The organism is Actinomyces minihominis (assembly GCF_900187855.1).
Taxonomy (GTDB): domain Bacteria; phylum Actinomycetota; class Actinomycetes; order Actinomycetales; family Actinomycetaceae; genus Scrofimicrobium; species Scrofimicrobium minihominis.
In genome coordinates this window covers 1-12,318 of the sequence record NZ_FYEG01000009.1, presented here as the reverse complement: position 1 = coordinate 12,318, position 12,318 = coordinate 1, and the positions used below count along the sequence as shown (strand labels likewise).

At 60.1% G+C, this 12,318-nt stretch carries 11 protein-coding genes; all 11 read left to right on the top strand.

All coding sequences use genetic code 11. The features are described from left to right. Positions 1-52 precede the first annotated feature (52 nt). Positions 53-1,234: an ROK family transcriptional regulator gene (locus CS903_RS08240; protein ID WP_099333083.1), complete on the top strand. Its 1,182-nt coding sequence runs from the start codon at positions 53-55 to the stop codon at positions 1,232-1,234. A gap of 299 nt (positions 1,235-1,533) precedes the next feature. Further along, positions 1,534-2,637 (top strand): substrate-binding domain-containing protein, encoded by a 1,104-nt coding sequence (locus CS903_RS08235; protein WP_099333082.1) that lies wholly within the window; start codon positions 1,534-1,536, stop codon positions 2,635-2,637. A 62-nt stretch (positions 2,638-2,699) separates the two neighbouring features. After that, a complete protein-coding gene (locus CS903_RS08230) occupies positions 2,700-4,244 on the top strand; it encodes a sugar ABC transporter ATP-binding protein (RefSeq protein WP_099333081.1) in 1,545 nt (514 codons plus the stop codon). Then, positions 4,241-5,230 (top strand): ABC transporter permease, encoded by a 990-nt coding sequence (locus tag CS903_RS08225; RefSeq protein WP_099333080.1) that lies wholly within the window; start codon positions 4,241-4,243, stop codon positions 5,228-5,230. The genes CS903_RS08230 and CS903_RS08225 overlap by 4 nt, the downstream gene beginning before the upstream one ends. Beyond that, on the top strand, positions 5,227-6,222 hold the full coding sequence (locus CS903_RS08220; protein WP_099333079.1) for an ABC transporter permease: 996 nt from the start codon (positions 5,227-5,229) through the stop codon (positions 6,220-6,222). The genes CS903_RS08225 and CS903_RS08220 overlap by 4 nt, the downstream gene beginning before the upstream one ends. 95 nt (positions 6,223-6,317) lie before the next feature. After that, a complete protein-coding gene (locus CS903_RS08215) occupies positions 6,318-7,571 on the top strand; it encodes a Gfo/Idh/MocA family protein (protein WP_099333078.1) in 1,254 nt (417 codons plus the stop codon). Between the two features lie 449 nt (positions 7,572-8,020). Further along, positions 8,021-8,530, top strand: a complete 510-nt coding sequence (locus CS903_RS08210; protein WP_099333077.1) for a SixA phosphatase family protein — start codon at positions 8,021-8,023, stop codon at positions 8,528-8,530. 361 nt (positions 8,531-8,891) lie between these two features. Next, on the top strand, positions 8,892-9,266 hold the full coding sequence (gene rpsL, locus CS903_RS08205; RefSeq protein ID WP_099333076.1) for a 30S ribosomal protein S12: 375 nt from the start codon (positions 8,892-8,894) through the stop codon (positions 9,264-9,266). Further along, positions 9,266-9,736: a 30S ribosomal protein S7 gene (rpsG, locus tag CS903_RS08200; RefSeq protein WP_099333075.1), complete on the top strand. Its 471-nt coding sequence runs from the start codon at positions 9,266-9,268 to the stop codon at positions 9,734-9,736. The genes rpsL and rpsG overlap by 1 nt, the downstream gene beginning before the upstream one ends. Positions 9,737-9,772: 36 nt before the next feature. After that, complete coding sequence (fusA, locus tag CS903_RS08195; RefSeq protein ID WP_099333074.1) at positions 9,773-11,896, top strand: elongation factor G; 2,124 nt, start codon at positions 9,773-9,775, stop codon at positions 11,894-11,896. A 199-nt stretch (positions 11,897-12,095) separates the two neighbouring features. Next, a partial coding sequence (locus tag CS903_RS08190; protein WP_242491819.1) for a GTP-binding protein occupies positions 12,096-12,318 on the top strand: 223 nt, incomplete at its 3' end.

The window sequence follows — 12,318 nt, the reverse complement described above, 5'->3', positions numbered from 1 at the left end:
ATGTTTGGTTTCGATCACAACTTCATCGCTGGCTCAGGGTTAGGAGTGTCTGGTGCTCAAGAAGGAACTCGCGTACGCAAGAGACGCGGGCCTGCCAGAGTTGTCTCAGTACAACCGGATGCGCATCATTCAAACCCTCGTTGCCGGGGGAGAGCTCTCAAGGGTAGAGATTGCGCGTCTGACGCGCATGTCACCTGCAACCGTCAACCGTCTGACCACCTCACTTATGGCCCAGAACCTAGTCGTTGAGGCCGGTAGTAATGAGGCCACGGGGGGCCGCCCCTCACTGATGGTCCGCTTCAACCCGGACGCCCGTTCGATCCTGGCCATTGATATTTGGGAAAGCGCCATTGAGGTGGCGCTTCTCAACCTGGCTGGTGAAGAGATTGAGAGGGATCGGGTTCCGCTTGATGGTACGGACGCTCAGGGCAAGCTCGACCTGCTGGTAGAGACTGTCGCGGAATGGGACGCCCGAGAGGGCGATCACCTGGCAGCTGTCGGAGTCTCCGTCCCCGGGCCCGTCTCCGAAGATGGGGCTGTTCTGATTGCTCCCGCCCTGCAGTGGTACGACCTGCAGGTGGTCAGCCCGCTCAAGGCTGTGACACGCGCTCCCGTCACGGTTGAGAATGATGTCAACCTGATTGCCCTGGCCGAGTATCTCAATCTAGAGTCGGCGAATCACAAGACCCTGGTCGCCATGGCGGTCTTCCAGGGTGTTGGTGCCGGCATTGTTGAGGACGGGCGCCTGTGGCGGGGCAACCACGGTGCAGCCGGACAGTTCGGTCGTATGCTGCGCGATGTTTCGGGCCTCAAGCACCAGCGTTACGGCTTCGGTCACCTAGAAACCGAACTGGGAGAGCAGGGCTTGCTGCAAAGGGCGATCGATGCCCGCGTGGTATCACCCGAGGTGGATTCGGCTGATTCTGTTTTCCGCGCCGCTGAAGAAGGCGACCAGGAAGCCCTGGCGATGGTTGAGTCCGTGGCTGATGACTACGCTTTCCACCTGGTGAATGTCTGCGCCATGATTGCCCCCGACATCGTGGTGTTCGGTGGCCTTTTTGAGCGCTGGTCAGAGTTGCTGATCCCGATGATCGCTGAACGCCTGCAGGGCAATGTCGTTCATATGCCAGAGTTGCGCACTGCCGCCCTCGGTGATGAAGGCAAGATTATTGGTGCCGGAATGTTCGCCTTGCGTCAAGCCGGGGGCATCCGTTCACTTCTCTCTACCAACTAGAGACTTTGACCGTTTCGCTTGTCAGCGGGGCGGTCCGTTGCCCTCCGCAACCGCTTTAGGCAAGCTTGTGCGTGACCTGGCCTTTACAAAACTGAGACAATCTTTCAGTTGATTTATGACCTATCAAACATAAAAGCTAGGTAGAATAGAATAACCAGTTATTTGCAGTGCAAAAATAACCACCAGCGTTGGAGTTGCACCGCAGATCTGAAAAGACAGAACTGAAGCGCCAGGCGAACGATGATCTGGGTTCGTCCGGTGTCCAAAGTGGAACAGTTCATGGTCCAAAGGAGGACGCAGTGAAGATAAGGAAGACAGTCGCAGCACTAGCTGCTGTGGCCGGCCTGTCGCTGGTCGCAGCTTGTTCATCACCTACTCCGGCGGGCACGGACTCCGGTACCGAAGGTACCGAGAGTGGGGGAGGGGAAACCTCTACCAGTGCCGGCCCGTTCACCATCGGTGTCTCAAACGCGTTCGTGGGTTCTGAGTACAGAACCCAGATGATTGAGGCCATCGAGGAAGTCTTTAATGAGTACAAAGAGCAGGGCGTCCTCGACGAACTGGTCATGGAGAACGCTGACACGGATGTAAACGGTCAGATCCAGCAGGTTCGCAACCTCATTAACAAGGGCGTCGACGCCATCATTATCGACCCCAACTCGGCCACCGCCCTCGACGCAGTCTTCAAGGAAGCCATCGGCCAGGGCATCAAGGTTTACGCCATTGACCAGGCGGTAGAGACCCAAGAGGTCCTCAACGTCGGTATCTCCCAGCAGGACCTCGGGGCCGCTTCGGCCACCTGGTTTGCTGAGGCCGTTGGGGACGGCGCCAAGATTGTTACCGTAGAGGGCGCCGCGGGCAACCCGGCAACCGAGGCTCGTTGGGCCGGCGCGGAACCCATCTTCGAAGCCGCAGGCATCGAAGTTCTGACCCGCGGTGACGGCGGCTGGGACCAGACCACCGGTCAGACGGTCGCCACCGACCTTCTTGCCACCTACCCGGACATCGCCGGAATCTGGACCTATGACGGCATGGCCCAGGGCACACTGAAGGCTATTGAAGCTGCGGGTAAGACGGACTCCGTCATCACCACGGGTGAGGCCCGCGTTGGTTTCATGCGCATGTGGAACGACCTGCTTGACACCGGCTTCAAGACCGCCGGCGTCATCAACCCCCCGGGCACGGGTGCCACCGCCCTGCACTTCGCTGTCAACCAGCTGCAGGGCCTTGAACTGGATGAATCGAAGTTGGCTGAGGACGGCCACTCCATCATCCTGCCCCTGGATCCGACCATCACCGACGCCAACTTTGCTGAGTACTGGGAGCCGGTTAAGGACAAGCCAGACACCTATGTTCTGGACTCAATCCTGACCGCCGACCAGGTCATGGCGTACTTCAAGTAACCAACCCGGGGTGGGTCGGTGCATCCGGCCCACCCCACCATCAGCAAAGGGGCAGACTCTCAATGCCTTTCCTCGTTATGGAAGATGTCTCCAAACGCTTTGGCGGCGTTCGGGCTCTTCAGGGTGCCAGCCTTCAGGTGAATGCGGGTGAGGTCCACGGGTTGCTGGGTGCTAACGGCTCTGGCAAATCCACCTTGAACAAGGTGCTGTCAGGCACCGTTAATCCTGACCAGGCGACCATTTCTATCGCTGGGCAGCCGGTGCGAATCACCCGCCCCATCGATGCTCACCGCCACCACGTCGCCTCCGTTTACCAGCAGCTGTCGCTGGTCCCCGAGTTGAGCATTGCCGACAACCTGCTCCTCGGCACCGAGATTTCCCGCGCCGGTTTCGTTGACCAGAAAAAGTCACGCCAGTACGCGGAAGAAGCCCTGGCGCACTTCCTTCCAGGAATGGACGATGGGGTCACCCTGAACACGGAAGTCGGCGACCTTTCACCGGGCTCCCAGCAGCTGGTCGAGGTCGCTAAGGCCGTGGCCCGCCGCCCCCGCATCCTCGTCCTCGACGAAGCCACCGCCTCACTGCGCCGCGACCAGGTCGAACTGGTCTTCTCGATGGTGCGTCAACTGGTTGATGAGGGCGTCGCTGTCGTCTTCGTCTCGCACCGCCTTGAAGAGGTGCGGCAGATCTGCCAGAGGGCAACCATTCTGCGCAACGGCAAAACCGTCGCCTCCGTCGATATGCAGGACATGTCTGAAGCCCGCCTGGTCCGCCTTATGGTTGGTGACCTGGTTGAGGAAGAGGTAGAGGGAACAGAACAGACCAAGCGCGCCGCCCTCAGTGAAGAGGTGCAGCTGGAAACCCGTAACCTCCACTCCGCCACCCTGCGCGGAATCAACCTTGACGCCCGTAAGGGTGAGGTCGTGGGACTGGGAGGCCTGCAGGGTCAAGGGCAGTCAGAGCTACTGCACGTCCTCTTCGGCGACATCCCCAAGACTTCGGGTGAGGTCAAGATTGCCGGTGAGACCCAGAATTACCGTGGCCCTCGCGGCGGCATCTCTGCCGGTGTCGCCCTCGTCCCCGGCGACCGCGGCAGCCAGGGCCTGCTCATGAAGCGCCCCATCCTTGAGAACCTCTCCATTATCAGCGGACGCAAGCGCCTCATGGCCAAGTGGTTCGTCAACATTGGACGCGAAAAGCAGGCGGCCGGCGCCGAAGTCGACCGCCTCCAAATCAAAATCGGCAGCCTACGCGACGCCGTCTCGACACTCTCCGGTGGCAACCAGCAGAAGATCGTGCTTGGCAAGTGGCTGATGAACGACCCGCGCGTCGTCCTCCTCGATGACCCCACCAAGGGGGTTGACGTCGGTGCAAAGGCCGAAATCTACGAAATCATCCGCACCTTGGCCGCCAGCGGGGTCACCGTCATCCTCAACTCCAGTGATGACCAGGAACTGGTAGCACTTTGCGACCGGGTGTTCGTGTTGTATGAGGGCGAGGTCGTCACGGTTTTGAACGGTTCTGAAGTCACCCAGGACAACCTGGTCTCAGCCGCACTACTTTTCGGCACCACTGAACCCGCCGCAACTGAGGGAGGGCAGCGATGACTGAAACCAAAACCGACCTGACGGACGTCCTGCGTGACGGATCGTGGACGAAGCGGTTTAACTTCCGCCTCAACTACGCCGTCACACTCGGCCTTCTCATCCTGGCGGTGGTCATCAACGCCGCGCTGCAACCCACCTTCTTTACCCAGTACTCCCTGACCAGTAACTTCGCCACCTTCGCCCCGCTGGTCTTCGCGGCGATTGCCCAGGCGATCATCATCATTGGCGGCGGCATCGACCTCTCCCTGGGGGCACAGGTAGCCTTCATCAGCGTGGTGACGCTCAGGGTCATGGACGGTCAGGACTCACGGATCTGGCTGGGGGTCATCACAGCCCTGGTCACCGGGGCCGCCTGCGGCGCCCTCAACGGCTTCATCGTTGCGGTCATCCGCCTGCAACCCCTGATCGCCACCTTCGCCACCTCATCCGTCTTCGCTGGCCTGGCCCTCGTGGTCCTGCCAACCCCGGGTGGGGCAGTCCCGGCCGCTATGGTCTCCACCTACCGCATGGCGGTGGCAGCTATCCCCGTGCCCATCCTGCTGGTCGCCCTCGGCATGTTGCTGTGGTGGGCGATGTCGAGGACGCGTTACACCCGCCAGCTCTACGCCGTCGGTGGTAACCGTGAGGCCTCCTATGCCTCGCTGGTACCCGTCACCTCGGTGACCTTCCGCAGCTTCGTGTTTGCCTCCATGTTCGTGGGCATTGCCGCGCTGACCGTTCTCGCCAACACCGGATCCGGGGACCCCTTCATCGGAGCCAACATGGCGCTCGACTCCATCGCTGCCGTCGTCCTTGGCGGCATCGCACTGTCGGGCGGTCGGGGATCACCGTTCGGGGCTGTTGCGGGCGCACTGATTTTGGCCATCTCCTCCAACATCCTCTTCTTCCTGAACGTCCCGACGACCTACCGGGCCCTGGCTTCCGGCCTCATCATCATCGTGGCCCTGGCACTTTCCGTGATGACGACGAAGAGGGGTAAGGCATGAGCACCGCAATCGACACTCCCGTTGAGGATCTGACCCGCGAACGCAACCTCGGGTTCCTGAAGAACCCGGTCCTCATCGCCCTCGTCATCACCATCCTGCTCATCGTGGTGGGACAGATTGTCTCCCCCGGCTTTGGCTCCTACAACCAGGTGCTGGCCATGCTGCGGGTGGCGTCCTTCCTCGGCTTCATCGCCATCGGACAGACCATCGTCATCCTCTCCGGCGGGGACGGCATCGACCTCTCGGTGGGGAAGGTGGCCACCCTCGGGGCCATCGTCGCCTCCAAGATCATGGAGGGGTCCAACGACAACCTGATCCTGGGGATCCTGATTCCGCTTGCGGTTGGCTGCGCGATTGGCTTCTTCAACGGCCTCGGCATCCTGCTGCTGCGGATTCCCCCCTTCGTAATGACCCTGGGTATGTCGGGTGTGGTTACCGGCATCATCCTCGCTTACACCGGCGGCGTTGCCGGAGGACGAAGCGCCCCGGCCCTCACCGCCCTCGTCAACGGACGCTGGCTGTTCAACATCCCGGGGGTCCTCTACCTGTGGGTCATCGCCACCATCCTGGTGACAATCTTCCTGCGCCGCACCTGGACCGGGTGGAACATCTTCGCGGTGGGAGCGAACCGCACTGCCGCCCGACTTTCTGGCATCCCGGTGACGAGGACGGTTCTGCTTTCTTACGTCCTCTCCGGATTCTTTGCAGTCATGGGTGGTCTGATGCTTCTGGGTTACACGGAAACCGTCTTCCTCAACCTGGCTGACAACCTGACTCTGCCCTCGGTGGCAGCGGTGGTGATTGGCGGAACACTGGTGGCCGGGGGAATCGGCGGTTACGTGGGCTCGGCCATCGGCGCCGTCCTGCTCACGGTTCTGTCCTCTTTCCTCACCACCATCAACATGCCGGAATCAGGACGCATCATCATCAACGGCACGGTACTGATTCTGCTTCTGGCGGTTTACGGCAGGCAGCGCAAGCTGCGCAGTTAGCCCGGCACATTTGACAACTGTTTCTTAGGTTCTACTCGAGTTCTGCAGTTTGACGCATCCTGCTTCGGCAGGGGGCTGGAAAGGATTGATTGACAATGGCAAATCGAAAGACGCTGGGCGTCGGAATACTTGGTGCGGGGTTTATTGGTCACTTCCACGTTGACTCATTCCGGGGCGTCCGGGACGGGGATCTGGTGGCTGTGTCTTCCCGGCGCCTTCACAAGGCAGAGGAACTAGCACGCAAGGCCGAAGAGATCGGCATCGGGTTCGACGTAGCAGCGTACGACGATGTGGTTGAGCTGGTACGGGACCCCCGCGTGGATGCCATCTGGGTGTTGACCCCCAACTTCACCAGGGTTGAGGTCGTCAAAGCCATTACTGACGAGGTGATTGCGGGGCGCGCCGAACTGAAGGCCATCGCCATCGAGAAGCCCCTGGGCCGCACGGTCGCCGAAGCCCGTGAAGTTCTTGAGATGGTTCAGGCCGCCGGCCTCCTCCACGGTTACCTGGAAAACCAGGTGTATGCCCCCGGCCTCGTCCGCTCCCGTGAGATCGTCTGGGCCAGGGGAGCCGCCGGTTCAGGTTCCCCCTACCTGGCCCGCGCCGCCGAGGAACACTCGGGTCCTCACAACACCTGGTTCTGGAACGGAGTGACCGAGGGCGGTGGCGTCCTCAACGACATGATGTGCCACTCGGTTGAGGCCGGACGCTTCCTGCTCACCCCTCCGGGCATGCGCCTCTCGGAATGGCTGACCCCGGTGTCCGTCACCGCCACCATCGCCTCCCTGAAGTTTGGGCGTCCCGAGTACGCCAAGTGGCTGCAGGATAACTATGAGGGCGTAGTGGATTACACCAAGACCCCGTCAGAGGACTACGCTCACGCCGTCTTTGAGTTCATCAACGGTGATGGTGAACCCGTGGTCGTGGAGGCCACCACTTCCTGGTCCTTCGTTGGGGCCGGCCTCAGGCTGTCATTTGAACTACTGGGTCCGGAGTACTCCATGGAGAACGACACCCTCTCCACCGAATCCAAGCTGTTCCTTTCCCGCAACCTGCAGCAGGTCGAGGGTGAGGACATGATTGAAAAGCAAAACGCCGAACAGGGTCTGATGCCCCTGCTTTCTGATGAGGCCGTCTCCTACGGTTACACGGGCGAGAACTCTCACCTCACCACCATGTTCCTCAAGGGCGAGCAACCCCTAGAGGACCTCAACTCGGGCCTCGAAGTCATCGAACTACTAATGGCCGCTTACAAGTCAGCCGAACAGGGCCGCACCATCACCTGGCCCCTCGACCTGGAAGACTTCGTCCCCGCCGTTGCCAAGGGGGAGTGGAACCCCCGCGCCTAACCAACAGCCAATCATCAACCAGCACTTCTACTACGGCCCCACCTGCTGCGAGTCTGCGGTGGTGGGGCCGCTCTGCTGCTGTGGATGAGGTATCTGGAAAGCTCCGCCTAGCGCGAAGTCGGGATATCTGGTCTGTTGTAGGTGTCTGGTCCTACGTGTCGCAGGTCATTGCCGTACTAAAGTGGGGTGAGTCAACCTGTCCGCAGTCCTCATCCTGAGGTCTCGGGTGACGGTCTATGAAAAGAGGTACGGGTATGAAGAAGTTGTTCAAGGCACTTTTCTGCATGGGCCTGCTTGCCGGTGGCGCAGTTGTTGCCATCCAGTTCCAGCCGGTTCGTGAAGCACTGAAGAAGGCCGGTCTTCCTCTCTAGGAGACAGGTCGATAAGGATCTAGTTTTGGTCAGCCCCATCCTCAAGTCGAGTGGTGGGGCTGACTTCTGGGGGCGATTATGAAGAAGAAGTTGGTTTTCCTACGGCACGGCAAGTCGGCATATCCCGACGGGGTGCCCGACCATGACCGGCCCCTGGCTGCCCGAGGGGAGAGGCAAGCGACGCTTGCGGGCCAGTGGATCAATGACAAGGTGGGGCCATTCGACCTCATTCTCTGTTCCACTGCCACCCGGACTCGTAAAACCCTGGAGCACGCTGGACTGGAGGGTCCGGTGGTGTACCTGGACGATCTTTACGATGAATCGCACCTGGCGTACATCGACGTCATCCGCGCCCAAGGTGGGGAGCATTCCCGTATCGCTGTGGTCGGACACGAACCGGCTATCGCGGCGACTGCGCTGGCACTCATTAGTAATCGCGCCGATCCTGCGGCGCGGCAGATGGAGGCCAAGTACCCGACCTCGGGCGTCGCACTGCTCAAGGGATCCCGTCCTTTTTCTGGTTTGGAGACCGGGCATATGACCCTGGTGGACTTCCACGTCCCGGAGCGCAAACACGGCGGGAAGTAGAGAGCTGCGGACTGGTTTAGGCGCATCTTGGTGGGGGATCGGCAGCAAAGTGCGTCGGATCGCACAGGGATTGCATTGACCGGGAGTTAGCGTTGCAACTACGCTGTTTCTCGGTACTCGACTCGTCGGGTTCCCAGTCTGCACCGGTTTTGTGCCGGGTTCCAGCCATTTGGTTGGATGAAAGAGCAGCAGCGGGCTCCATCTCCGTCGGAGCTCCGGGCGTCATCCTCCTGGCCCCGACCAATCAGTTTGGTCAAGGTTTCAGTCATGGCGAGCCGGCCCCTGGCGGTCTCCGGTGCGCGCAGGGGACTTTACGGGAAGATCAAACACCACCCGATATGTCAGAAGAGACGGAGCAGTAGTGCCAACAATTCAGCAGTTGGTCCGCAAGGGCCGCAAGCCCAAGCCTCGCAAGGTCGCAACCCCCGCGCTTAAGGGTTCCCCCCAGCGTCGTGGCGTATGCACCCGCGTTTACACCACCACCCCTAAGAAACCGAACTCAGCTCTGCGTAAGGTCGCACGTGTGCGCCTTTCCAGCGGCATGGAAGTTTCCGCTTACATCCCCGGCGAAGGCCACAACCTTCAGGAGCACTCGATGGTCCTGGTTCGCGGTGGTCGTGTTAAGGACCTCCCCGGCGTTCGCTACCGCATCGTCCGTGGCGCACTGGACTCCCAGGGTGTTCGCGACCGCAAGCAGGCTCGTTCCCGCTACGGCGCCAAGAAGGAGAAGAAGTAATGCCTCGTAAGGGTCCAGTTCCCAAGCGCCCCCTGGTTGACGATCCGGTTTACGGCTCGAAGCTGGTTTCCCAGCTGGTCAACCGCGTCCTTCTGGACGGCAAGAAGTCCATCGCTGAGGGCATCGTTTACGGTGCGCTTGCAATCGTCGGTGAAAAGACCGACCAGGACCCCGTCGTTGTTCTGAAGCGCGCCCTTGATAACATCCGCCCCGCACTTGAGGTACGTTCACGCCGCGTTGGTGGCGCCACGTACCAGGTTCCGGTTGAGGTTCGCGCTTCGCGTGCAACCACGCTGGGTCTGCGTTGGCTGGTTGACTTCTCGCGCAAGCGTCGTGAGAAGTCGATGACTGAGCGTCTCGCAAACGAGATCATGGACGCTTCAAACGGTCTTGGCGCTGCTGTGAAGCGTCGCGAAGACATGCACAAGATGGCCGAATCCAACCGCGCCTTCGCGCACTACCGCTGGTAGTCGCGAGTTTCCGCGAACGACAAGTAAGGATTACCTGTGGCACTTGACGTGTTGACCGACCTCAACAAGGTCCGCAACATTGGCATCATGGCGCACATTGACGCCGGCAAGACCACCGTGACGGAACGCATCCTGTTCTACACGGGCATCAACTACAAGATTGGCGAGTCCCACGACGGCGCCGCCACCACCGACTGGATGGAGCAGGAGAAGGAACGTGGCATCACGATTACTTCAGCTGCTGTGACGACGTTCTGGAAGGGTTACCAGATCAACGTCATCGACACCCCCGGTCACGTTGACTTCACGGTTGAGGTTGAGCGCTCGCTGCGCGTCCTCGACGGTGCTGTTGCGGTGTTTGACGGTAAGGAAGGCGTTGAGCCTCAGTCCGAGACCGTTTGGCGCCAGGCTGACAAGTACAACGTTCCGCGTATCTGCTTCATCAACAAGATGGACAAGCTGGGCGCGAACTTCTACTTCTCAGTCCAGACCATCATCGATCGCCTGGGTGCAAAGCCCATCGTCATGGAACTTCCCATTGGCGCTGAAAGCGACTTTGAGGGCGTCATCGACCTCATCGAAATGAAGGCTCTGCGTTTCCCAGCCAAGGACGAAAAGGGTAACCCGACCCTGGGTGCCCTGATCGTTGAGGGCGAGATCCCCGCTGACATGCAGGAGAAGGCCGAGGAGTACCGCGAGAAGCTTATGGAAGCTGCCGCGGAAGGTTCCGAGGAACTCATGGATATCTACCTTGAGAACCTCGAGCTGAGCAACGAGCAGATCAAGGCCGGAGTTCGCGCCCTGACTGTCGTGGGCGATGCTTTCCCCGTCTACTGTGGTACCGCACTGCGTAACCAGGGTGTGCAGCCCGTCCTCGACGCCGTCGTTGACTTCCTGCCCTCACCCCTGGACATTGGTTCAATGGAGGGCTTCAAGCCCGGCCACGAAGAAGACGGCAACACCGAGGTCCGTGAGCCCAGCGAGGATGAGCCCTTCTCGGCTCTTGCATTCAAGGTCGCTGCTCACCCCTTCTTCGGCAAGCTGACGTTCATCCGCGTCTACTCCGGAAAGGTTGACACCGGTTCGCAGGTTCTCAACTCGACCAAGGGTAAGAAGGAGCGCATTGGAAAGATCTTCCAGATGCACTCCAACAAGGAGAACGCGGTTGATGAGGCACATGCGGGTCACATCTACGCGGTTGTGGGTCTGAAGGACACCACCACCGGTGACACGCTGTGCGCCATTGACAAGCCGATCGTCCTTGAGACCATGTCGTTCCCCAAGCCCGTGATTCACGTGGCAGTCGAGCCCAAGTCGAAGGCCGACCAGGAAAAGATGGGCACCGCCATCCAGAAACTGGCGGAAGAGGATCCCACCTTCTCCGTTGAGCTGGATCCGGAAACCGGCCAGACCATCATCGGTGGTATGGGTGAGCTTCACCTGGACATCATCGTTGATCGTATGCGTCGTGAGTTCAAGGTTGAGGCCAACGTCGGTAAGCCGATGGTTGCCTACCGTGAGACCATCCGCAAGGGCGTCGAAAAGCTGGAGTACACCCACAAGAAGCAGACTGGTGGCTCCGGTCAGTTCGCTCGCGTTATCGTCGCGATCGAGCCGATGGAAGCAAACGCAGAGGCCGAGTACGAGTTCGAGGACAAGGTCACTGGTGGCCGCGTTCCCCGCGAGTACATCCCCTCGGTCGACAAGGGTATGCAGGCTGCCATGGAGTCCGGTGTTCTCGCCGGATACCCGCTGGTTGGCATCAAGGCCACCCTGCTCGACGGTGCTTACCACGACGTTGACTCCTCTGAAATGGCGTTCAAGATCGCCGGTACCATGGCAATGCGCGAGGCCGTCAAGAAGGCGAACCCCGTGCTGCTCGAGCCGGTCATGGACGTTGAGGTCCGTACTCCTGAGGAGTACATGGGTGATGTGATCGGTGACCTTAACAGTCGCCGTGGTCAGATCCAGTCCATGGATGAAGCAGCCGGCGTTCGCGTCGTCCGCGCCCTCGTCCCGCTGTCGGAGATGTTCGGTTACGTTGGTGACCTTCGTTCGAAGACCCAGGGTCGCGCTGTTTACAGCATGCAGTTTGATAGCTACTCGGAAGTTCCACGTAACGTGGCCGAGGAAGTTATCGGTAAGTCTCGGGGCGAGTAACCCCGGGGTATAGACGTGGGTCATAGGCGGCCTAACTTTGACGGTGGCGAGACGATCGCTCCGGAGAAGGACCGCCGCCTATGAAACCGCGTTTTCCCTCACAAAAATAATAGGAAACCCCGTAGTTGCTAGCCCCCGTTGTAGAGTTACATCGGCCCATAGGCTTGAATCAACTACCCCGAGTCCAGGAGGACAAAAAGTGGCGAAGGCCAAGTTTGAGCGCAACAAGCCGCACGTCAACGTCGGCACCATCGGTCACGTTGACCACGGCAAGACGACGCTGACCGCAGCGATCACCAAGGTTCTGGCTGACAAGTACCCAGACCTCAACACCTTCAGCCCGTTCGATCAGGTCGACAACGCACCTGAAGAGCGCGAGCGTGGCATTACCATCAACGTTTCTCACGTTGAGTACCAGACCG

Excerpts from the sequence above, each read along its gene's own strand:
- CS903_RS08230 (WP_099333081.1), top strand. The coding sequence starts at position 2,700 with ATGCCTTTCCTCGTTATGGAAGATGTCTCCAAACGCTTTGGCGGCGTT.
- CS903_RS08225 (WP_099333080.1), top strand. The coding sequence starts at position 4,241 with ATGACTGAAACCAAAACCGACCTGACGGACGTCCTGCGTGACGGATCG.
- CS903_RS08220 (WP_099333079.1), top strand. The coding sequence starts at position 5,227 with ATGAGCACCGCAATCGACACTCCCGTTGAGGATCTGACCCGCGAACGC.
- CS903_RS08215 (WP_099333078.1), top strand. The coding sequence starts at position 6,318 with ATGGCAAATCGAAAGACGCTGGGCGTCGGAATACTTGGTGCGGGGTTT.
- CS903_RS08210 (WP_099333077.1), top strand. The coding sequence starts at position 8,021 with ATGAAGAAGAAGTTGGTTTTCCTACGGCACGGCAAGTCGGCATATCCC.
- rpsG (WP_099333075.1), top strand. The coding sequence starts at position 9,266 with ATGCCTCGTAAGGGTCCAGTTCCCAAGCGCCCCCTGGTTGACGATCCG.